The sequence below is a fragment of the Candidatus Nitrosocosmicus sp. T genome (assembly GCF_054408485.1).
This window is the reverse complement of sequence record NZ_CP166992.1, coordinates 2,546,803-2,568,734: the sequence shown is the minus strand read 5'-3', so window position 1 is coordinate 2,568,734 and position 21,932 is coordinate 2,546,803. Positions and strand designations below refer to the sequence as shown.

Here is a 21,932-nt window from a genome sequence, read left to right as displayed (position 1 = left end):
AATTCAATTTCAAATTGACCTGATTAGACTGCACTATTAAGACTTACCCCGAGTTAATCAAGCATATCTTTCAGTATATTCTTTAATTGCCAAAGCTTGTGATATTAGACCAAAACAAACTATTCCCTACTAATGAAATTTAAATACCAGGGTTTTAGATAAATTATGATGAAAATCACCAATAGATTGATTCAGACCATCTTTTTGTTAGCAGTTTCTGTTTCTTTGATAGTAGTGGCTGTTAATTTGAATCAGGTTTTTGCTCAAAATCCTTCGAATACGGACTCAAATGTCCTAAAAGGAGGTATCACAAGTACTTCAAATGATGGCAATACAACGGAGCCTGCCTGGGTATTAGGTGGAGTGTATAAATTTACCGAATTTAATTCCTCCTCTCCTGCTTTTAACGCTTCTTTCTATATGACTAAAATAGATGGTACAGCCGAACATATTCACTCGATATATGACCTCAAGTTATCGGGTAGCCCGGTTGTTGATAGCAGTTCAAACTCTACGATGCTCAATGGAACAACAACAGTAACGCTTAAAGACGGACCAGTTTCAAATGTGCCAACACAAATAGAGTTACTAGATGAAAGTGCGATAGCCATTACTGTTGATGGCAATTCGACTAATAATCACTTTGGAACTACTCCAATCTATGGAACTCAGCATCTCATCTGTGTAGAAGCCCCAGAACTGTGCAAATAACCCTTTTTTTGGGTTTATTACCTCTTTATTTAAGCAAGATCATTATCTTTTTTTTAAATAAACTTAAATCATTATTCTCCAAATTATTATTTACTGTTTGATATACTTATTTCCTACACTATAGGATTGACCAATTCAAGGATAATTCTCTTTACTGCACAAAGAGGTTAACGTATTCTATGTTACCCTTTTACACTATCTGTAAATCTATACATTATATGCAATCCCGGTCTTTTTTCAGATTTTGATCGTCTACGAGAATGTAATTCTGGGAACTCCAATCGAATGGTATGCTTACCTCGTATTCTCTGAAGGATCCCATCTGCTTCCAACTTGGAAAGTATTTTGAGCAACTGATTTATTTAGATATGCTTCAGATGGTAAAGTAATTGGATCATAACTTTCGCGAATACCATCTTGCATTTGAACTCCTATTACTCATCACTCAGGTCAAGTGATGATATTCAAATATCATCTTCTGACAAATATAATTATTGCAGTAATTATAACATATGATATCTGAAATATTTCTGTTGCAACTGCCAGTTCAAGTACCCCAGGTGGTGTCAATTGCGGATTCCTAACCGATTCAATAATAACGTAACCAGTTAAACCGACTAACACAGCCGTACCCGCAAATCCGATAATATTCCAAATCCTGCCCCATCTTTTTACCATCGGTAAAACCCAAAAGAGCTGTAATAGACCAGAAATCAAAAAAAAAGTAGTGTATTGGATACCTGCCATAATCGAGCTTGGAACTAACATGAGGTGTAAAATTCCAGCTATACCGGTACATGCTGCAGCCCCCAGATATAGGAGTATTCTATTAGTATTTGCCATTTCTGATCCCAATCCACTTAACTAACATTTGGTTGTTCCTACTAAAGTTATGATGTCATCTCTTTAATGCAATATCTACGCTCTGATTTCCGTTATCGTACGTTATGATTATATTCAATATAGAATCATTTCCCTACAGCTGGGAACTATTACCAATGAAACAAGTTATTTAAATTCAAAGTTTAATGAAGAGAAAAGTTCGTAAAACTACATTATATTCTTACCAACATCTACAGTTGGTGACCCTAATGACTCTAACCATGATCCATTTAAATACGCTGAATAGAGCAGACGATAAATATTGATATTATCTTTTCAAAATGGCCATCATTTGCAAAAGGCCATCTAATAGATTGATAACAATAACAATTCTTTAATATTTTAGTGGAAAATCACTTTTCATGGTAGAGAAATCTGGGTTTGATAATGTCAAAGCTGAAGCATTTGCTGGAAAACTATTAGAAATAATCAATGGGGGTAGCCTTTCACTTATGATTAGTATTGGTCACAAAACGGGTCTATTTGATACTTTGTCAGAATTACACATCCCAAGCACATCAGAGGAAATAGCAAAGAAAGCACATCTCAATGAACGATATACAAGGGAGTGGTTGGGAGCAATGGTTGTTGGAGGTATAGTTCATTATTATCCTGATCGAAAAAGATATTTTTTGCCTTCTGAACATGCCGCATTCACAACAAGATCTGCAGGAATTGACAATATTGCTCTCTTTTCTCAATATATTTCTCTAATGGGATTAGTTGAAGACAAGATTGTAGATTGTTTTAGAAATGGAGGTGGCGTACCCTATTCAGAGTACCCTGGTTTTCAGTCACTTCAAGCAGAAGAAACCTCTAGAGTATTTGATTCGAGATTGATAGACCAGATAATACCTTTAACAGGAAAGGATGTAATTAAAAATCTCCAAAACGGAGCCGTTGTCCTGGATATAGGTTGTGGACGTGGTCATGCTCTAAATCTTATGGCAAAAGCGTTTCCAAATAGCGAGTTTGTTGGATATGATTTATCAGAGGAAGGGATAGAATCTGGAATAAAGGAGTCTAGAGAAATGAAACTTGACAATGTTCAATTGGAGGTTAGAGATGTCAATAGCTTAACTGATACTAACAAATTTAACCTTATTACCGCCTTTGATACTATACACGATCAAGCTCATCCTACGGCTATATTATCAAAAATCTATAACGCCTTAAAACCGAATGGAACTTTCTTAATGCAAGACATTGCTGCTTCAAGTAATACAGAAGAAAACATACAAAACCCTTTGGCGCCTACTCTTTATACATTCTCAACAATGCACTGTATGACTGTTTCATTGGCGCAAGATGGAGAGGGTTTAGGAACAGTTTGGGGACGACAGATGGCGGAACAAAAACTAAAAGAAGCTGGTTTTTCAGGATCAATTGACATCAAACAAATTGATGGAGATATTCTTAATTACTACTATCTAGTCAAAAAGACTTAATCCCATAAAATATGTATTTTAGAATTGATCATGCGTTACGAAATACATATACAACTTTTATAGAAATGATTTATACATTTAAGTTTAAAAGATGTGACATCATTAAATTACATTAGAACTATGCTATCAATTGGAACTTAATCCCAACGGACGTAGATGATATTTAGAATTATCATAATTTTCATTATTATGAGGCAATTTTAAACAATAAACAAAAAATAGAATGTGTTATCTACCTTCAGATCCTTATCAGATTTATTGAAATTGAGGAGTTATAATATTCTCCAGATAATGTTTCGACACATTGGCTAAACTTAGAAACTAGATATAATTTCCCATATTTGTCTTTCCCATAGACCAAGTAAGCCCTTTCTATTTGTATTTGTTAAAATCCAAACAAAAAAAGGGTGCTGTAGTAAAAATAAACCTTTATTTCTTATCTTCCAAATAGTCTATCACAAGTATCCTTACCCATTATATCAACACATTGATTGTAGATACCATTACCAAAATCATTAAATGGATTGAACGGTTGGAATGGAGAAGGATCTCCCGGAATATTCGGGGAAGGAAAAGTAGGTGGTGGAGGTATAGGTATGGTATTGTCTATTAAATCCGGCTGAGTTCCATTCTTTAATACAATTGGGATATTTAGTGTGCTGCCATCACGATATACTGTGAGTTGCACGCTATCTCCTACCCGTTTTGAAGAAAGTGCTTTTATTATATCATCTACCGATCCTATTGTGGTGTTGTCGATTCCTATTATTACATCTCCTCCAAGTTCTATTTTGTTTTCACCAATATTTGAGGCAATATACCCTCCCTTAATCCCAGCACTCTCTGCCGAACCATTCCTTAGGACGTCAATTACTAAGAATCCTTTTCCTCCATTAGTAATATTAGAAGGTACGTTCATTTGTAAAGCTATTTCAGGTGTAACATTAATTCCAGTAATACCAAGGGTAGGACCTACTTCTTGTGTTTCCTGTATAATCTCACTGTCTAAATCTGTAGATGAAGGTCTGGCCGCCAAGGTTAAATCTATTTTATGTATCTGTCCATTTCTTACAATTGAAAGAGTGACATTTTCTCCAACCTTCTTTTCCCTATCTAGATAAGATAGTAAATCGTCTATTTTTCTAATAGGTTTATCATCAATTCCTATTATTACATCTCCTCCCAGCTCTACCTCTCTTCCGTTTATTTCTGTTATTACATCTCCTCCATGTATACCTGCTTTCTCTGCAGGACTGCCAGAAGTAACCTGTATTACTAGAAACCCTGTAGTGTTCTGAAGGTTCATTATTTCTGCAATGTCTGCATCTAAATCAGTTCCAGATACTCCCAAATAGACGTGTTGATATTCACCTATAGTAATAAGGGAAGGTACTACTTTTTGTATTAGATAAGAGGGAATGGCAAAACCCACTCCTGAGTACACACCTGTAGAAGAGAAAATGGCCGTATTGATTCCTATAACTTCACCTCTCATATTTAGTAGGGGACCACCGGAATTTCCGGGGTTTATTGCAGCGTCTGTTTGTATAATATTTGGAATGGAAAAAGCAGGTGTATCTTCAACAAGAGGTATTGGACCAATCTCAGAAGGTAGAGCAGGAAGTGTTCTTCCTAGACCACTCACTATCCCCTCGGTAATAGATGCAGACAAGCCAAAGGGATTACCGATAGCAGCAACCCTTTGTCCTACACTTACTTCAGAAAAATTGCCTATCATTAATGGTATTAGCTTCTCTCTCACTTGGGTATTATTTTCTAAGGGAATCTTTAAAACGGCTATTTCAGCGTAAGGATCCACACCTACAATTACAGCTTTATATGCGGATCCATCAGTGAATGTTATGTCAAACTCTTTATTGATATTGTCTCCGGCCACAACGTGGTAATTGGTAACTATGTGTCCCTCTTTATCATATACAAAACCTGAACCTAGTCGAGACATGCCCGGTATATTTGAATTTGAATTTTGCGTCACTTGAACTACAGAGTGGTCCACTTTATCGTATAGTTTAATTAAGCCCTCTTCTGAAGGTTTACCCGGACTATTACCTGACGATGACATACTATTATTTGTATTTGTAAAACTGTTATCATTTTTAGGTATATTTGGTAGTTCCTGTTGAGCAAAAGCGCTAACAAAGATATAATTTCCAGTAACAATCAAATTAATTGTATTCAGTATTATATTGAAACCCAAAGACAATGCTACTACACATATAGTAGAGAACAAAAGAAATTTCCTTTTATCATTTGTCATTGTATTAAATAGCATAACATATTAGGTTGTTAAATATTGTATTTAAAATGTATGGACCCGCCTGACACCTATGTCCATTTAATGAAATCTTATATCTCGAATATGTTCTACTGGATTCAATAAATAAAAATACATCTATTAATAATTTTTAATATAGATGAATCCGCAAGTACACGATATGAATTCGAGCCCCACTCCCGATGTATGTCAAACTAAATATTTAGATTGTATTCAACGTTGAACCGTATCCCTAAGGACGTATTGCGGACCATTTTTTATAAATTCACAGACTTGATTTTTCAATCAATCATGTGTTGACCTTTTTTCTTCTGAATCATTGAACAAGACCAGTAAAGATAATACTTTTGGATTGTCCCGGTGTTCTTCCGGAATATCTTGGATATTGATATTTTCAGCGTTGCCTAAATATTTGATAATGTGCTGAGTAGATCTCTTTTAACCGGATCCCATTGACTTCTTACTAGATAGTAATAATCATAACCCTTTATCTTTTTAATTCGAATAAAAGCCATAATTTTAATATCCAATTGCTAGGATATTAACGCGATACTAAACAATCAAACTAGTGCTAATTAGGTTCGTATTATACAACATTATAAAATTGGTTCTATTACCTAGTATCACCGTAGTAGATTTTCAAATAAAAAATATTATACCATCTCTTCTAGTACGATTTCCTGACTTATCACATTAGCCATGCAACCGTATTTTATTAAAGATGTTGTGTGATGAGATGATAGTGAAGGATGCTATAATTATTCCTATGATGTCTCGCCAAACTTCATCGTTATCAGGCCTTTCTCCTATAATAGAGTATCCAGAAACTATGTGAAAGTTATCAAGTAACCAAAATGCCAAGCTTCCCCATCCCAGAATGCCTGCTACTAGTGCACCAAGCCTAGCTCCAAAACGCACAAAATAGATTGCAATAAAGATAAGTAGGTACCAAATACCCGCAATGAGGAGCCAAAAGATTTCTAGAAATTGTTTTCTATCATCTAAAAAGTAGTACGTTGTGCCTATCGCCAAAAGCAAGAATAATGAAACTAAAAGGATCTTGTAGTTCGCAGACATAGAAGTCCGCTCTTTTTTAATTAGACTCTTATCTTTCTTCTTTTTGTATTTATCTTCTTCATTTATGCAATACCGTAATGAATCTTCAAACGATTTTAATTCTATTGGAATAATTTTCTTGATTGAATCATCCTTAACTATTGCTTCATGTTTAAGACTATCAATTAATGGCCTAGCCAGCGATGCTTTTATTGGAGTAACCAAGTCAACCCAGTATGATGAAAGTCGTGGGGTAAGAAACGGAATAATCAAGACTCTAATGGATTTACCAAGGATTCTAGCATAAATTTTCATCATATCTCTATACGTTAGTATGTCTGGACCGCCGATATCGAATGTCTTTCCTTCGGTTTGCGGTGTTTCAATTGATCTAGAAAGGTATGTTATAACGTCGCCTATGAATATTGGCTGGCATTTAGTCAATACCCATTTAGGACAGATCATTAGGGGTAATCTCTCGACCAAATACCTTAACATTTCAAAAGAACCTCCCCCGCTTCCTAGTATAACGGCAGCTCGAAAAATTGTCACCTTCGAATTTGATTTTTTTAATATATCTCCTACATGTTTCCTACTGAGCATGTGTTGAGAAAGTTCGGACTCTTTTCCGTATGTTAAACCACCTAAAAAGATAATTCTTTTGACACCGCATTTGTCTGCTGCTTTTGCAAAATTCTCAGCAGTTTTTTGTTCTTTTTCTGAAAATTTTTTCCAGTTCTTTGAAGATCCCTCCATGGAGTGAACAAGATAATATGCTATATCTACATCTTTTAGAGCCTTTAAACAATCCTCATAATAGCTTAAATCACCTTCAATGACCTCTATATCCGAATTCCCATTTTTCTTTAGTTGATCGGTATCAAAAGATTTTTTATTACGTGTTATACATAGAATCGAAAAGTGACGGTTCCTAGTATTGTTATTTTCATCATTGATTTTTATTAATTGCTTTAGCAATCCACTTCCGATAAATCCACTAGCACCAGTAACCAAAATTTTAAAATCGTTGCTGTTTCTGTCCAAGGGTTGTGATTCATTATCCAATTATAAAAGTCCTCTCTAACCTTACCTCATATTGTAAAAATGTCATTGGTCATAATATCTATAAAAATATAGTTCCAAATGGATTAGATTATATTTTCCATCATACGGCTTTAGGATATACAAATGCTTTGATATCCATCATCCGGCCCGCCATATATCCTAGCAATGCTCCATAGATCAAGTGAAATATTAAGGATCCAACTATGGTTATACTATATAGCCCATTAAAGTTAGAGGCAGCTGAATAAACATATTGATTTGGACTAATTCCTCTGTTGAAAGAATCTAGCATGGGCTGGATAGTTAGCGACGCAACTGGAACAAACAATGCAGCCCACAACACTACTCCAACAATCATTCCAGTTTTTAGTCCATGCTTAGTGCTATAGGGTGACATGCGTTTCCAAAATAAGGATATCTGTCCATATATGTTTCCTGCTATAGTCCCAGTTAAGACATGCAATCCGAATCCAATAAGCTGAGCAGTAACAGGATCATAATACCCAAGGGATATCCCTATTACCCCAAAAAAAGAACCAGGTGGTGTTTGGGAGATTAAGTCGATACTAACCAATAGTCCCGAGATTCCCCAAGCAGCAATAAAGCCTGCCAAAGAACAATAAAGAATAAACATTTTAGGAGATTCATGTAGATTTATTGAATTCATAATGAATGAATTCAAATACAGATATTTAACCAATTTCAAAATTATGAAATGGTGCCTAACAAAAAAAGTGAGTCAGAATTATCCACATAATAATCATTATCAAAAATATTTTTTGATATAAGATAAATAGATTGTTACACTAACAATTACAATGTCCCAAGAACCACTTAACAGAGAAGACGATCTTCAAGAAGATGTACGAGATACGGCTGAAGATACTGAAAGCGGCTTAGATGAAGCAGGAGATAAATCAAATCAGGTGCCAAGGCAATGGAAAACAAAGTAAAAGACCCCGATAAAGAAGTGGGTACAGAATACGACAAGGAAAAGTTCAAAGAAGAAGTAAAAGATGACTAATTTTAATCTCTAATTTTTTTTGATTGCTATAGTATTTTTCTAAATTATACCCTCAATTATATAGTAATTTTAAGCGACTTTGAAAGGAAGGTTAGGAGGATAATTTAGAGGTTTGATATCCTTAAATAACGACTACTGAGTCATGTCTTGATAATCAAATTAATTTATAAGATTTAGTAGTTGGTTTTAGTCTGAATGCATCAGAACCCCTTTATCACAAGGAACTTAGTCCCACTGATGTATTCGACTGGAGATAAAATATTCAGAGATAGGTGAGGGTTGTATTGCTTTCTTCTTTAACCTCTCTGGAAGTTACAAATCTAATGCATTTTGTATTATCAAAGTATTGACGGTCAGAAATTCAAAACTCAAAACTCAAAATTCAACAATATGCATAAATAAAATTAAGCGACTTTATGTATTTCTAATATATTTTTGATCCCTTTTATACTTATTATGCATCTTTATGCTCCAATCCTTATGACCAATCCTTATTTTCAAGAATGTCTTTTTGAATCGATGGAATTAATCAGAAGAGAGAGGGGATCATCTAGATGAAAATAATAGGGAAACATAGATGAATAACAGTAATAACAAAGTAATGAGAAAATTAAAACTACAGGTAGATATCTCTGTTGATGGCTGTATCGCAGGAACCAACAATGAAATGGATTGGTTAGTTTGCGATGATGATTGCATGAAATATATAGACACTATAGCAGATTCGGTTGATACCATTATTATGGGACGAAAAATGGTTGATGTCTTTGTTTCACATTGGTCTGATAGGATGAACAAACCTGGTGACCCATGGAATACATTTGCTAAAAAAATGATCGAGATTCCAAAGATTGTTTTTACGAAAACACTAAACAAGTCAAACTGGATAAATACACAAATTGCAAAAGGTGATCTCAGACGAAATTGCCAAGTTAAAGAGACAAGATGGGAAGGACATACTAGTTTATGGTGATGCCTCGTTCAATTCTTCCTTGATTAAAGAAAAACTAGTAGATAAATTCTATTTGTTAGTTGTTCCTATTGTATTTGGAAGCGGAAAGACTATCTTCAAAGAATTGAGAGATCCAAAAACTTACATTGATCGAATCCAAGGTGTTTGACTATGGTCTGGTTTTGCTCCACTATGAGGTAAAGAAAAATTGAAAGTAAGATATATCAATAGATGAAGGAAAAAATTAGTTGTAGTTAGTGCATTTAGCCAATTGTATAATTTATTAAACAAGTAAAACTATCGTTTGAATATCTGAAAACTAAAGATTGATTTAAGGAGTGGGAAATTGTCTTTATAATATTGAGTTTGATGTTTTTTGGTATTTAGATTATATTCAACGTTGAACAGTATCTACACGTGCTCGGTCCAAGGAGAATCGTCTTTTTAAATACTCTATTTATCAGTATGCAACCGTCTTTGGTGGAACCCCCGTCTCAAAGACAACATTCGAGTCGCTACGTGGTCAGGTCTATTTATTGTCATAGAAATATGAAACTGTTATTATTAGTTGTATGTATCAGTGACTGTTGATAGAATCTATTTTTAGAACGGTTGCCAATACCAACTTAGTAACTGAAGTCAAATAATCCCAATCAATATTTTCAGGCATGTCTGAAGAGGAATGATAGTGAGGATTCTTTATTGAATCTGCAGAACCGTCATAAGCACCAATTACCACGTATCCCTTTGCTTCAAAGGGTTCATAGTCACTGTCATAAATGGAATCGAGATCAAATTGCAGACCAACGGCAGAGGTCATATCTTTCATCATTTCTCCAAATTCAATTGATTCAATATCGTTTTCCCTGACCTGGTTATGCTTTACATCGGTATTATTATCTCTTTCAATAATTACTGTATTAGGTGCAAAAGATGGATAGCCAATCATATCTAGATTGACTAGTCTATACAAATCCATGCCATTCTCCTTGATGTATTTAGCATAACTTTTAGAGCCTAACAAACCTTGCTCTTCTCCTGAAAAGAAAACAAACTGGATAGAATGTCTGAGATTTTCATTAGCCAATACCCGGGCCATTTCAATTATGGCACTTACACCGCTACCGTTATCGTTGGCTCCTGGTGCACGACTAACTGAATCCTCATTGCGTTCCATAATGCAATCATAATGCGCACAAACCAGGATCAATTTTTTATCAATTCCATCTTTCTTACATACTATGTTTCTAAGTTCAAACTCTTCATTATCAATGGTTGACTTAAAGAAATGATAAAAAGTATCCTTGTAACCAAATCCTCGAAGCTCATTCATTATCCAATCACCTGCCTCATTTAGAAGAGGTGATTTAGAATGCCGTGTATGGAAATTAGATAAACTATTCAGATATTGCTTTAACCTTTCTGTCGATACTTCTTCTAATATCGATTGTATACTCGGTTTATTCATTATCCATGTTCAATTCTTGACTATTACTGAAAAAGTTTCTCTTAGGAACTTGTTTACTTTCATTCGACAGATTTTTAATTCTTGTATCCTAGACATTTCAAAAGCCCTAGGAAATCGATCAGATGTATATCTTATTTTTAGTATAATATGTCTTACAATTGTATCGTTATTCTTATTTCTGTCCATCAAGTTATACTGTTATCGACTAAAAGAAAAGATTTATGATTCATCATGTTGATATCGACCACTGCGTATAGTTTCTAGAACAATTTCTCCGTTTCTCTAGTTTTTATTTACACCACTTTATGATTAATCTAGCATAAATTAATTTCCTTTAATTGACAATTAAATGCAATATATAAAAATACTTATCATAATTGTCCTTTAACTTGTTCCACTTTGTTATCATTGTTGAAACCAATCTAAAACGATGTGATTTAGTTTTTATTTTAGGAAATTAGCTTTTAATAACTGAGTTGTTCGTTTATCCACATTATCTTTTGAAGGGACTAATTTATGACTACCTGGCGTGGATACAGATTTCATTATACTTCAAGATATTTTTATATGGTCTCATCATTAAGAGCAATTCAACGTAGAAAAAATACCTTGTATTTGCGGATGGACATTCTAAATTTGTAATCTATATTGTAAATATGCTACTCACAACATCTATTGGTCGATTAATAGATTATCAAGGAACCTATTACATAAATGTAGTAAATATTTATGCAAGAAGATAAGACAAATAGGCTAAAGATCGCATATATTTGATATTTGGATTTAACTTGTTAGTGATAGCGATATATGAAGCTTACAGAGGAAATGCTAAAAGCCAGAGACAAGAATGGCAATCTAGTTAATTTTGTATTTTGTAGTAAATGTGTTAAATTTTACTCCTTAGATGGCTGTATAGAAGGAGACGATTTTTATTGTCAATCCTGTGGAACTGGTAAGCATTTGATAGGATGATTTTTAGTATAAATGTCCATCATACATCGAGACGAATCCCTTGACAATCGATGTGTAATAAAGTGATAAAATAATCATCAAAGATTTTATCACATAATATTCTTGCGTAGCGGATTATCTTCAACCTTGAATCGTATTCCCATGAATTAGGATGATAATTTAATTCTCAATACTTTGCCAAATTCTGAAATTAAGATACAACAATAGAAAAAATAATAATAACATCTCATCTAATCAATTGTAATTGAAATAGTGTGGAGGAGTATGAAATAAATTGTGTTGTGAAAGATAATAGTGGATTTATAACTCACTTAGGGTTCAAAGACCAAGGTATTCATTCAATCTTCATTCTTACTCGTTTAATTATTTTTGGAAGAATTTCCTTTTATGTGAACAAAAATGGAAATAGAGTAAAAGTTATTGTCAGAGAGTCAGTAATCGACAATGAATTTTCAATATCTGATGACGAGTGTATAAATATTGATGATTTGAATTTCTTACCAAAATGCAGTAGTCGTTCTAAAGCCCACCGGTCATAGTCCTACCACCATGCTCAAATCAACTAACTTGAATCGTTTTTCCACAGAATGGACAATTTGTTATCTCGTTGTAGTCTATAAATCCTTTATAGGGTTCCAGATCACTAGTGCCGTTATGTTTTAAAATCTTCAACCACACTCTATTATTTTTGTTAGATATTCCCATCACGCCATCTTCAATCATATGATTCATACCATCACAACATCTATCAATACCGGACACACCGAAAATATTCGTTTTGTTATTATAAACCTTAGTAAAATTTATTCAAAATGTCATTTGACATATTATTAAGTTTTTGTAATTATTGAAATCAGTCATCCAATCTATTGTACATAAAAGAGATTTACTCTATTTAACAAGCAGAACCGTTTAGGAGATATTGCATCCTTTAATATCTTGACTATCAATTTGTAGATACTGGATTATCTTCAACCTTGAATTGTATCCCCAAGGATGAGAACTGTTACTAATAACTATATATTAAGTTGGATTCTGAACAGATGCATGCTCCTTGCGAGTCTACCATCCTCTCACCATTGATATAAGCCTATCAATAGATTATATCCCCGAGCAATGTGAGCTTTCTTTTTGCTGTACTTCTGAGTCTCGAATATAGATTTCAGAAGCAGATCGTAGCAATATGCCAATAATAGTCATATGTTGTCTATATTTGGCATTAAAAACCGTTTAATACCAGTGCTTATATAGTACGCTAACTAACAGATACTATGTCAAAGAAAACATCAACCAATCAAAATTATTCAGATAATACCAACCAACAAAATAATTACAATAACAATAATATCGATTTCAATGAATCAGTTAACAGATCATTTGATGAAACCAAAGATAATATTAAAAAATCAATAGATGAATCAAGAAACCAAATTCCAAGAATTAATAGTATTGTAAATAGTTATCAAGAACAATCACTACAAACTGCAAAAGAGATATCAGAAGAATATATAGATTCTCAAAAAGAAGTCGTCAATTCACTCCAATCAGCATGGAGGCCATACAATGAAGCCTTTAATGGATTAGTTACCAACTTCTATTCTCCTGATGCAGCAATTAATGCCTATACAAGATTTGTAAGTACTGTTGCAGACAATACCGTATCAGCTATTAGACTTTCAAACAACGTTATTTTCTCAACCCTTGATGCATGGAAACCAGTACTACAACAAACAAAAGATTTTGCAAGACACATATCAAACACAGGAGTAAACGCCGCAAGAACGTTTGAGCAAAATTCAAGACAAATAGCAGCAGATGTTAAAGATGTAACAGCCGATTCAAACGTAAACACATCTACTACATCAACTACTACCACAAAGTCCACAAACCATTAACAACGAAATAAGAAAAATAATCTGTAGCCGGATCTTCCCAATAATCCGATCAATTTGAGTTCGAATTTTTCAGCGTTTTTCATTTTGGTAAACTGATTGGATGTAATGATCCAATGGAATTCTTTATTGCGACATAGGTAAAGATAGTCTTATTATAGTTTATTAAATCATATTAAATGTTAGGTGAATATTTTTTTAGATGAGGACAAAAAATACATACACAATCCCTATACCTAGAGAAATGTTAGAGAGAATTGATAGACACTCTTCTCCTGCTCATGTCGGTAAGCTTCAGAATGCTGTAGATTTTATTGCTCCCAAAGGAACACCCGTTCTAGCAGCAGCAGACGGTGTTGTAACTCATATCAAGGATGACTCTAATGTTGGAGGTCCTGATGCATCATACTGGTTTTATACTAATTTTATTGCAATCAAACATTCAAATGGTGAATATTCTCGATATGATCACCTAGATTACAAGAGCTCTAAGGTCGAATTAAATCAAAAGGTTCATGCCGGTGAAGAGATATCCAAAGTTGGAATGACAGGATATACGTATACCCCACACCTGCACTTTCAAGTATATGTATACACAGGATATAATATCTGGACAGATTTCGAAACATTAGAGATTGAAAATTTTAGAAATATTTTTTAAATCGTTTCTAATAAAAATAGAACAGAATAAAAATTAGGTACATCTAGAATCATTAACATATAGTATTAGTCTGAAGGGATAAAATCTTACAAGAAATTTCAAACGATTTATAGAAAATGTCATATACACATAGGAAATATCATGGCTAAAGAAGCTGTAATTATGGTTTGATATTTAGACAGCCGAAGAATGACCCTGGTTATCAAAAGCGTTCAATACTTATTCTATGACATCCAATTACTTGTTTCTTATAATGAGGCTAATTAAATTAATCATTCATAGAATACTTATTATTAGCAAATTTTCTTGCTTTTTGTATTATACTATGATAAGTTACCATTTGTTGAACCGCGATGCATATTATAAAAAATATAGCTAAAATCACACCCAAGAGAAAAGATAAATATTCCAGGAAATTCATTAGACCTCATCTGTATCCTTTAAGTTTCAGATTATTTTGTTCTTTACCATATTCGGGCCCCAAATCTTTGTCAACATCTTTGAGTTTGTAAATAACTGCTTTAGTTTCTGTCTTCACTTTATTTACTGTTGCCTCCAAAACACTCTCATATTCATCATAATATTTTTCATTTTTATTGTAGTTATTTGCAATATCAGCAAGATAGTCACAACGGTTATCAGTGCCTTTGTTACTCTGATTCTTAGGCATCACAAATTAGATTATATAACATCGTATAAATATTAAATATCATAGACTTTGAGATTTCTTTCATTTCTTCTTTTGTTCGTCATAGATAAAGAGTAAAACGCTGTAAGACCGTTACCACAATTTTAAGTGTCACAATAATACCTTACTATAAATTGAATCTTGTAAATTGATCAAATTTGTTACTAGGACCAATGATGTATCTCGCAGTGTGAAATATATCTTTTAGACAGAATTTCACAATATTTCCAGAATATCTTTATCAGATGGCTCATCTCCCTTATTGTACTCCTAGACCTGTAGAATCATAAACTAATCAAAATTCAATAGATAATAAATAGTTGTATTATTGTCAATATGATAAGCTTTGGACAAACAATCTTTCGTATTTCTGGTTCAGACACCAAATCAATATCTTTAAAAATAATCTGTATATATTAATTTCAACTTGCAAGAAATACTGGATAACATATACAAATGGGTTGATTTATCCAAACTAAAGGTAGAGTCAGATCATGATCTAACAAAATCTCAGAAAATTGATTTTGTTGGAAAGGTAACTGTCAACGATAGATATGGCTATAACATAATAATCCTGAATGAAGATGAGATTGTCAAAATTTCAGCGTCGTATATATTCAATCAACAACCAAATAGTCAAATTTCAAATCTTAAAAACATTGGTTTTGAATTACTAAGCAATGTGCAATTATCATTATTACAAATGAATTTACAGTATGTTTTCATCCATAAAAACCGTAATCCTGTGAGTTTAGATAGAAAAGCACTAATCAATATTGACGATTTAGAATCTATCGACATAAGTAAGAATCTTTATTTTGATGGATTTAATCAAAATCTTTTCTTCGAAGCAGTTACTAACATAATAAATGCGATAAAAGTCATTGACACTCTATATCAAAAGATAGATTTGAAAAACCCTACATAATATTTGTTACATGATTAAGGACGTCAACCTTCAATTTAGATTGTGACAGTCCCATATACATAATGCATTTCATGCCCACCTATTCAATCATTAACTACAAATAATCTTAGTCGATTGAATCAAATCAATAATTCTCAAAATTGGATCCGCATACACACAGAGATAGGAAATAATGTTTTGATTCGTTATTAATGATTTAGTTTTGTTAATCTAATTCTTCAAAGAAAATTTAATGTTAGAAAACTTTTTGTCTTTTCTAGGGCATCATGATAAGTTCCTTTTTGTTGAATAGCCATGCAAATATAAAAACACTGCAAAGCACATCTAGGAAAAAAGTTAAATATCTAAGAAATTAGTAACATTTCGTCCATGCTATTTTATTTATCTTTTAGATCTTTATTTTTTTCCATTATCCAATAGGTATAGCCTATTAAGCCAACAATTGTACTCTGACTAATTAAGATTTATAATCTGATTCGTCGCATTTAGATACATATCCACAGCTAGGACAACTTTCAAGATTCGAAAAGTTTCTATGAAAATTGTGTTCTTCTAATCTATATATGTTTGAAATATGATCAAAACCGCATTGTTTACATTTTATCCTAAGAGTCATTGGATAATATGAGATTGCTCGAAATATTAGTCTTTTTTTATAAGAAGGCTTATAGCAATCATCCTACAAGATTCAACTATGGTCATTAGATAAATACTCTGATATTTCTTTTTATCGTAGATTCTCTGATCTTTAACTAATGGATCATTACAATCCCGGAACATGCTCAAACCTATCGATAGTAATATCGACCCATCGTTGATACCATATATTCCAATTCATGTGTAACGTGCTTCAGATCTATTTTGTCCTGGTTCATTTGAAATTAAAACTGCCGTTGTAGTACCATTGTTGCATTGATTAACTATAAGGAATGAATATACGTACAGTTTAGGTAAAGTTCTTCTGCAAATGCAATCTTTGGTATCGACAAGTATCAAATAATTATCCCATATTATCTAATCTTTGTCTTTTGTTTTTATAGTATCGATAAACGATTCCTGCAAGGATTCCGCCTACAACTAAAATTGCCGTTAAATCAAAAATAAATGAGTACTCATCATATAGGCTGCTCCATACGTCGCCTAGGAAGAATCCAATTGTTGTCAAAAATGAGCACCATACAAGGGATCCTGCAAAAGTAAAGATAATAAATGAAGATAATTTCATTTTTTCAAATCCCGCAGGAATGGATATAAGTTCCCGTATTCCAGGAGCCATTCTTCCAAAAAAGACCGCTGCCTGACCATGCTTCTCAAACCATTCTTCAGCCTTCTCTAACTCTTTTTCTCCAACTCCAACACGCTTTCCCAGTTTAAGAACTCTGTCTCTACCAATTCTTCTGGATACATAGTAAATTATTAAAGCGCCAGCAGTTGATCCAGCTGCACCTGCCAGAGACATGCCCATTACACCTTCCAATACCCCTAAATCCTTGGTAAAAGCAGTAATACCAGCTAATGGAAATATTAATTCACTCGGAATAGGTGGAAATAAATTTTCTAACAATGCTGCTGTAAAGACTCCGGCATATCCATACTCATCTATCCAGGTAGTAGTAACATTTACTACGTCAGTTACTATTGAATAATTTGAATAGGCATCTAGATTCCCATTTTGAATTGCCAATTGAACATTTGATTTACTCTCATTCTCAAATACTATCAAAAGATTATACTCATTAGATAAAACTATGAATAAGACCAGTGAAATATTTGCAATAACAACAAAAAGAATAATAAAAAACATCCCATTAGTAGCCCAATTAATGGATTGCAATTCAAAGGAATGATAGTTCGAATCCTAATATTAAGCCTAAACAATTATACCAAAGTGCAAATATAACTTATCATTTAGAAGATTAGCAATACCTCATCCGACAGCTTCATCTGAAACTGAAAAATTATTAAATACATTTATTGACTTTTTTAACGCACTTTTCTAGAAAATCGATTGATTCTATTTCATGAATGGTTTAATTGTTTGTTTCTGGAATTTCTTGGAAAACCAAATTATTTTTGAATTAATATAACTTGTAGTTTTCTTTTTGTTTATATTCTTGCTATCACAGGATTTTGCCTTTCATATTGAAAGACAATACCTCAAAATATGAATGACTTGTCTATCAGTGTGTTAATGGTTGTAAGTTATTCGGTTCTTATCAACAACAGGCGGTCGGTTCCAGATTCTGCTCCCCAAATTTCAGCTTCAATCCCAAGAATCTGTCTTATATTAGCTGTTGGGCTAGGAATATCAAATTTGGTAAAGGATTCATTTAATGGATCAAACTTATACATAGAATTGGAACCAAAATCACTTATCCATACCTTGTCCTTGGTATCAACATATACTGCATATGGTTTAGGGTTATTCCCAGGCAATTTCCATTCCTTCCAGAGGTCTATTTGAGGATTGTACATTCCCAACTTACCTGAATTCCATTCAGATACCCAGATGTTTCCATCAGAGTCAGACCAAACTCTTCTTGCTCCTTGATTTGCAGTGGGAGGATCCAAAACAGTTACTTCTCCAGTTTTTGTATCTATGAGTCCTATATAACTACCAGCTAGTGATGCATAGTATACTGATCCATTTGGTGTAGTGGTGATTCCATAAGGACCTGCGCCTCTAGGTGCATCAAATACTTCAATAGCTCCTGTAGATGGAAACAGCCTTCCATATATTCCACTCTGTCCTGTAAACCACAAAGTTCCATTATTATCAAATGTAGCTGTATTAAGATTTGCATATGCGACTTCTTGTGGTAATGGATAAACAGTAACACTTTCTGTAAAAGGATCTACTCGAACAATTGCATTTAATCCACCATCAGTAATCCATGGTGCTCCATCAGGACCTACTATAATACCATGAGGAGCCGAACCTTCTCCTAAGAAAATATGTGAAGTCTCTCCAGTAGTAATATTTAATTTACCAAGTTCGCCAGAAGCCTGTGCTGTATACCAAATGATATCCTTTAATAAATTCTTTGACACATTATTGGTAACATAAACCATAGATGTAGCCGGGGCTACATCATGGGGTCTTGAGCCTTCAGGGACAGAGTATTCTCTTATTGTTATATTTTGATTGTCTGAGTCTGTGGAGGTAATATTTGATTTCAGTACCTTCTGGTTATTTTCCATCAATGGTGAAGATACTAAAGTATATCCATAGCCTCTGTAGTTTGAGGATGACAACTGATCACTTTTAATCTCTATATCCTTATTGTAATCATAATCCTCGTCGATTAGCTTTTCTTTATAGTATCCAAAAGTCGTGATTTGTAACGATATATTCAAAAAACTAACACCGAATATTACCACAAATAGCATGATGATTATTACAAAACGATTAGACATAGTTCCTATTACATTCATTGAATGCACGAAAAGTTATTTAAAGTGCTAATTCTGAATCACTTGTGTCTTTAGTTTAATAATGGATCTAATGGGCTCGACTTAAAACACTAATGTCTTCACATTCATAAATAACAATAGGTTTAGGCAACGTAATAGAATCCCCTTATCACTAAGAACTTAATCCCTATAGCTGGATCCATACAGCCGATGGCGATATGATTAATACAAGTCGTTTTTTATATACTCTTTCTATTACATTTAGTTGATGAAAAAACAACCAGCAATTTTAGTCGTAATCGTGATGATGGTAACAGCTATCTATACACTTTCGTTAGGAAATACGGGCTATTCACAACAACAAATTGAAAGCAGTATTCTGGATTTTATGGATGTGAAAAACTCTAATCTGACTCTTGGTAAACCTTTCTATACGGAGAAATTTGAATTTCCAAAAAGTCAAAATCAAGGAGATTCTGAAAATAGTAGTGCTTCTGCCAGTTCTGTGTACTCATTTCAGGGTAATGGAACCTTAGACAATTTGCAAATAACGGCCTCTGGAAGTGGTAAAGAAGTTTCAAGAGAGGATGGAACAGACTTTCTTACTGGTAGAGCACTTTTTACCTCTTCTCAAAACGGGACTGCTAGTTATTCCTTTGGGGCCATAACAAATACTACAGAAGAAGGCATTAGAATAAGTCTGGGGGCTGCATTCTTTGATGATAACGCAACAGGAAATCTAGAATCGCTTAGGAGTATTGTAGGAGTTTATGAATCATACATAGACGAAGGAGAGGGAAAAAGGATCTTTGCAATGTGGCATATTAAAGATCTATTACCTAAATGGTAGTAGATTAAACTATTTTTTTGTGTCAGTGTTTGATATTTAGGATTATATTCAAACTTGAATCATGTACCCACGAAAATATGCAGTCAATAAAACAGGTAATTTCTGGAGTATCGGATAGGGTTGTGATCTTTTGTATCTTTACAGGATCAAATACTTCGATAATGACATGCTTTTTTTAATTTTTATAATTTCTAAATATTCGAAGATAGCAGTAACACTTTGGGATGTATTCGATACATGTGTACACCATATACCATTCATATTGATTATAACTTGACATCATCGTTATTCCTCTACCACTTATTGAAGTACAGGAGATAATGACAAGGAAGTAATTAGGTAAGTAAGTATGAAAATACATACTTACTAAGATCCTAACAACTAGTTTATTTAAATAATAATATTCGTATTTGATGTATATCTATGCAAGTAGGAATTGACAGTTTTGCAGCTTTTCATGATGATACTAAGAAATCGGTAAGCTCATCCGAACGCTTGCAAAGGTTAGTTGAACAAATTGAATTTGCCGATCAAATCGGGTTGGACGTATTTGGAGTAGGTGAACATCACCGTCATGGATTCCTTGATTCTGCCCCATCTGTCATTCTAGGAGCAGCCGCATCACGTACTAAACATATACGCCTTACCAGTGCAGTAACGGTATTAAGTGCAGCCGATCCTGTTAGGGTATTCCAAGAGTTTGCAACTTTGGACCTTCTTTCTCAAGGTAGGGCAGAAATGGTAGTGGGTCGCGGCTCATTCATTGAAGCATTCCCATTATTTGGCTTGAGGCTGGATGACTACGATTTACTTTTTTCTGAAAAGCTTGAATTGCTGTTAAGGATTCGAGAGAATGAGCATGTTCATTGGTCGGGCAAATATCGACCAGCTCTAACTGGACAGGGAATCTATCCAAGACCCTTGCAGAATCCTCTGCCGATATGGATAGGCGTTGGCGGAACCCCTGAATCTTTTGTTAGAGCGGGCTTACTCGGATTACCTCTAATGGTAGCGATCATCGGCGGCCAAACACCCAGTTTCAAACCATTAATAGATCTTTACAGAGAGGCAGGAAAAAGGGCCGGTCATTTGCCACATCAGCTGAAGGTCGGGATACATTCACTTGGATATGTAGCAGAGAGTACCCAAGAGGCAATTGATGACTTTTTTCCGGGCTATGCTCGCAGCATGAACGAAATCGGGAAGGAACGCGGCTGGCCACCGATAACTCATAGGGATTTTGATACTCAGCTGGGTCAAAGTGGTGCGCTCCTCATAGGTAATCCGGAAGAAGTTACAGAGAAAATTATCAGGCATAGTAAAGCACTTGGTGGGATTTCCCGCATTACTTTTATGATGAATCCTGCATCATTACCTCATGAAAAGCTCATGCAAGCTACGAAATTAATAGGGACCCGGGTAACTCCTGTTTTACATGAACTCGTTTAACCTAAGGTTTATCGGCAAATATTCAAAAAAAGCAGTCTGTAATTTCATTGTTTATCGCCGTTTAAAGATGGCCTGAAAGATGATTGAAGTTGGACGATTTTTAGTGCAGAGTGGAGGGCGTATAGTATCTTGCAGGTTCGTTATAAATCCCACTAGTCATTAGGATAAGTTGATGG

At 33.9% G+C, this 21,932-nt stretch carries 21 protein-coding genes; 11 read left to right on the top strand and 10 right to left on the bottom strand.

From position 1 onward, the window contains the following. The first annotated feature begins 165 nt into the window (after window positions 1–165). Window positions 166–711, top strand: a complete 546-nt coding sequence (locus AB0A59_RS13215) for a hypothetical protein (RefSeq protein ID WP_458744487.1) — start codon at window positions 166–168, stop codon at window positions 709–711. Window positions 712–1,005: 294 nt separating this feature from the next. Here the strand turns inward: AB0A59_RS13215 and AB0A59_RS13210 are convergent, their stop codons facing one another. Then, window positions 1,006–1,134 (bottom strand): hypothetical protein, encoded by a 129-nt coding sequence (locus tag AB0A59_RS13210; RefSeq protein ID WP_458744485.1) that lies wholly within the window; start codon window positions 1,132–1,134, stop codon window positions 1,006–1,008. A gap of 48 nt (window positions 1,135–1,182) precedes the next feature. Then, window positions 1,183–1,554, bottom strand: coding sequence for a hypothetical protein (locus tag AB0A59_RS13205; RefSeq protein WP_458744483.1), 372 nt, complete (start codon window positions 1,552–1,554; stop codon window positions 1,183–1,185). A gap of 401 nt (window positions 1,555–1,955) precedes the next feature. Here AB0A59_RS13205 and AB0A59_RS13200 point away from each other — a divergent pair, with 401 nt between their 5' ends. Further along, complete coding sequence (locus tag AB0A59_RS13200; RefSeq protein WP_458744482.1) at window positions 1,956–3,041, top strand: class I SAM-dependent methyltransferase; 1,086 nt, start codon at window positions 1,956–1,958, stop codon at window positions 3,039–3,041. 436 nt (window positions 3,042–3,477) lie between these two features. On the opposite strand, the gene AB0A59_RS13195 is transcribed toward AB0A59_RS13200, so the two are convergent. The 3 genes from AB0A59_RS13195 to AB0A59_RS13185 all read right to left on the bottom strand — a co-directional run bounded on the left by AB0A59_RS13195 (window position 3,478) and on the right by AB0A59_RS13185 (window position 8,125). Continuing rightward, a complete protein-coding gene (locus AB0A59_RS13195; RefSeq protein ID WP_458744480.1) occupies window positions 3,478–5,334 on the bottom strand; it encodes a trypsin-like peptidase domain-containing protein in 1,857 nt (618 codons plus the stop codon). A gap of 696 nt (window positions 5,335–6,030) precedes the next feature. Further along, entirely contained in the window at window positions 6,031–7,458 is a 1,428-nt protein-coding gene (locus tag AB0A59_RS13190; protein ID WP_458744479.1) for an NmrA family NAD(P)-binding protein, read from the bottom strand. A 100-nt stretch (window positions 7,459–7,558) separates the two neighbouring features. Further along, on the bottom strand, window positions 7,559–8,125 hold the full coding sequence (locus AB0A59_RS13185) for a hypothetical protein (protein WP_458744477.1): 567 nt from the start codon (window positions 8,123–8,125) through the stop codon (window positions 7,559–7,561). A 151-nt stretch (window positions 8,126–8,276) separates the two neighbouring features. Here AB0A59_RS13185 and AB0A59_RS13180 point away from each other — a divergent pair, with 151 nt between their 5' ends. The 3 genes from AB0A59_RS13180 to AB0A59_RS13170 all read left to right on the top strand — a co-directional run bounded on the left by AB0A59_RS13180 (window position 8,277) and on the right by AB0A59_RS13170 (window position 9,603). Further along, window positions 8,277–8,411: a hypothetical protein gene (locus tag AB0A59_RS13180; protein ID WP_458744476.1), complete on the top strand. Its 135-nt coding sequence runs from the start codon at window positions 8,277–8,279 to the stop codon at window positions 8,409–8,411. A 648-nt stretch (window positions 8,412–9,059) separates the two neighbouring features. After that, window positions 9,060–9,455, top strand: coding sequence for a dihydrofolate reductase family protein (locus AB0A59_RS13175; protein ID WP_458744474.1), 396 nt, complete (start codon window positions 9,060–9,062; stop codon window positions 9,453–9,455). Next, window positions 9,391–9,603, top strand: a complete 213-nt coding sequence (locus AB0A59_RS13170) for a dihydrofolate reductase family protein (protein WP_458744472.1) — start codon at window positions 9,391–9,393, stop codon at window positions 9,601–9,603. Before AB0A59_RS13175 ends, AB0A59_RS13170 begins: the two co-directional genes overlap by 65 nt. 408 nt (window positions 9,604–10,011) lie before the next feature. On the opposite strand, the gene AB0A59_RS13165 is transcribed toward AB0A59_RS13170, so the two are convergent. Then, window positions 10,012–10,902 carry a M28 family metallopeptidase gene (locus AB0A59_RS13165; protein ID WP_458744470.1) on the bottom strand — a complete coding sequence of 297 codons (891 nt, stop codon included), beginning with the start codon at window positions 10,900–10,902 and terminating at the stop codon, window positions 10,012–10,014. A gap of 807 nt (window positions 10,903–11,709) precedes the next feature. Here AB0A59_RS13165 and AB0A59_RS13160 point away from each other — a divergent pair. Next, a complete protein-coding gene (locus AB0A59_RS13160) occupies window positions 11,710–11,874 on the top strand; it encodes a hypothetical protein (RefSeq protein ID WP_458744468.1) in 165 nt (54 codons plus the stop codon). A gap of 558 nt (window positions 11,875–12,432) precedes the next feature. Here the strand turns inward: AB0A59_RS13160 and AB0A59_RS13155 are convergent. Beyond that, window positions 12,433–12,597: a hypothetical protein gene (locus AB0A59_RS13155; RefSeq protein ID WP_458744467.1), complete on the bottom strand. Its 165-nt coding sequence runs from the start codon at window positions 12,595–12,597 to the stop codon at window positions 12,433–12,435. A gap of 548 nt (window positions 12,598–13,145) precedes the next feature. On the opposite strand from AB0A59_RS13155, the gene AB0A59_RS13150 reads away from it, so the two are divergent. Together AB0A59_RS13150 and AB0A59_RS13145 are read left to right on the top strand one after the other, a co-directional pair. Beyond that, window positions 13,146–13,769: a hypothetical protein gene (locus AB0A59_RS13150; protein WP_458744465.1), complete on the top strand. Its 624-nt coding sequence runs from the start codon at window positions 13,146–13,148 to the stop codon at window positions 13,767–13,769. A gap of 199 nt (window positions 13,770–13,968) precedes the next feature. Continuing rightward, window positions 13,969–14,427, top strand: coding sequence for a M23 family metallopeptidase (locus AB0A59_RS13145; protein ID WP_458744463.1), 459 nt, complete (start codon window positions 13,969–13,971; stop codon window positions 14,425–14,427). A 427-nt stretch (window positions 14,428–14,854) separates the two neighbouring features. On the opposite strand, the gene AB0A59_RS13140 is transcribed toward AB0A59_RS13145, so the two are convergent. Next, complete coding sequence (locus AB0A59_RS13140) at window positions 14,855–15,097, bottom strand: hypothetical protein (RefSeq protein ID WP_458744462.1); 243 nt, start codon at window positions 15,095–15,097, stop codon at window positions 14,855–14,857. Window positions 15,098–15,542: 445 nt separating this feature from the next. Between AB0A59_RS13140 and AB0A59_RS13135 the strand changes: the two genes are divergently transcribed. Continuing rightward, window positions 15,543–16,043 (top strand): DUF2299 family protein, encoded by a 501-nt coding sequence (locus AB0A59_RS13135; protein WP_458744460.1) that lies wholly within the window; start codon window positions 15,543–15,545, stop codon window positions 16,041–16,043. Between the two features lie 1,000 nt (window positions 16,044–17,043). Here the strand turns inward: AB0A59_RS13135 and AB0A59_RS13130 are convergent. Continuing rightward, the gene (locus tag AB0A59_RS13130) at window positions 17,044–17,877 is read right to left on the bottom strand and encodes a DedA family protein (RefSeq protein WP_458744458.1); all 834 of its coding nucleotides are present in this window, start codon (window positions 17,875–17,877) and stop codon (window positions 17,044–17,046) included. A 368-nt stretch (window positions 17,878–18,245) separates the two neighbouring features. Continuing rightward, window positions 18,246–19,460, bottom strand: coding sequence for a Vgb family protein (locus AB0A59_RS13125; RefSeq protein WP_458744456.1), 1,215 nt, complete (start codon window positions 19,458–19,460; stop codon window positions 18,246–18,248). A gap of 265 nt (window positions 19,461–19,725) precedes the next feature. On the opposite strand from AB0A59_RS13125, the gene AB0A59_RS13120 reads away from it, so the two are divergent. Both AB0A59_RS13120 and AB0A59_RS13115 read left to right on the top strand, forming a co-directional pair. Then, window positions 19,726–20,307 carry a hypothetical protein gene (locus AB0A59_RS13120; protein WP_458744454.1) on the top strand — a complete coding sequence of 194 codons (582 nt, stop codon included), beginning with the start codon at window positions 19,726–19,728 and terminating at the stop codon, window positions 20,305–20,307. 423 nt (window positions 20,308–20,730) lie between these two features. Continuing rightward, a complete protein-coding gene (locus AB0A59_RS13115; RefSeq protein ID WP_458744453.1) occupies window positions 20,731–21,756 on the top strand; it encodes an LLM class flavin-dependent oxidoreductase in 1,026 nt (341 codons plus the stop codon). The last annotated feature ends 176 nt before the right edge of the window (window positions 21,757–21,932 follow it).

What these genes read in the sequence shown, in the direction of transcription:
- AB0A59_RS13145 (WP_458744463.1), top strand. Translation starts at nt 13,969, where the DNA reads ATGAGGACAAAAAATACATACACAATCCCTATACCTAGAGAAATGTTA.
- AB0A59_RS13180 (WP_458744476.1), top strand. Translation starts at nt 8,277, where the DNA reads ATGTCCCAAGAACCACTTAACAGAGAAGACGATCTTCAAGAAGATGTA.
- AB0A59_RS13165 (WP_458744470.1), bottom strand. Translation starts at nt 10,902, where the DNA reads ATGAATAAACCGAGTATACAATCGATATTAGAAGAAGTATCGACAGAA.
- AB0A59_RS13185 (WP_458744477.1), bottom strand. Translation starts at nt 8,125, where the DNA reads ATGAATTCAATAAATCTACATGAATCTCCTAAAATGTTTATTCTTTAT.
- AB0A59_RS13155 (WP_458744467.1), bottom strand. Translation starts at nt 12,597, where the DNA reads ATGATTGAAGATGGCGTGATGGGAATATCTAACAAAAATAATAGAGTG.
- AB0A59_RS13120 (WP_458744454.1), top strand. Translation starts at nt 19,726, where the DNA reads ATGAAAAAACAACCAGCAATTTTAGTCGTAATCGTGATGATGGTAACA.
- AB0A59_RS13125 (WP_458744456.1), bottom strand. Translation starts at nt 19,460, where the DNA reads ATGTCTAATCGTTTTGTAATAATCATCATGCTATTTGTGGTAATATTC.
- AB0A59_RS13140 (WP_458744462.1), bottom strand. Translation starts at nt 15,097, where the DNA reads ATGCCTAAGAATCAGAGTAACAAAGGCACTGATAACCGTTGTGACTAT.
- AB0A59_RS13200 (WP_458744482.1), top strand. Translation starts at nt 1,956, where the DNA reads ATGGTAGAGAAATCTGGGTTTGATAATGTCAAAGCTGAAGCATTTGCT.
- AB0A59_RS13215 (WP_458744487.1), top strand. Translation starts at nt 166, where the DNA reads ATGATGAAAATCACCAATAGATTGATTCAGACCATCTTTTTGTTAGCA.
- AB0A59_RS13195 (WP_458744480.1), bottom strand. Translation starts at nt 5,334, where the DNA reads ATGCTATTTAATACAATGACAAATGATAAAAGGAAATTTCTTTTGTTC.
- AB0A59_RS13150 (WP_458744465.1), top strand. Translation starts at nt 13,146, where the DNA reads ATGTCAAAGAAAACATCAACCAATCAAAATTATTCAGATAATACCAAC.
- AB0A59_RS13210 (WP_458744485.1), bottom strand. Translation starts at nt 1,134, where the DNA reads ATGCAAGATGGTATTCGCGAAAGTTATGATCCAATTACTTTACCATCT.
- AB0A59_RS13175 (WP_458744474.1), top strand. Translation starts at nt 9,060, where the DNA reads ATGAATAACAGTAATAACAAAGTAATGAGAAAATTAAAACTACAGGTA.
- AB0A59_RS13115 (WP_458744453.1), top strand. Translation starts at nt 20,731, where the DNA reads ATGCAAGTAGGAATTGACAGTTTTGCAGCTTTTCATGATGATACTAAG.
- AB0A59_RS13205 (WP_458744483.1), bottom strand. Translation starts at nt 1,554, where the DNA reads ATGGCAAATACTAATAGAATACTCCTATATCTGGGGGCTGCAGCATGT.
- AB0A59_RS13160 (WP_458744468.1), top strand. Translation starts at nt 11,710, where the DNA reads ATGAAGCTTACAGAGGAAATGCTAAAAGCCAGAGACAAGAATGGCAAT.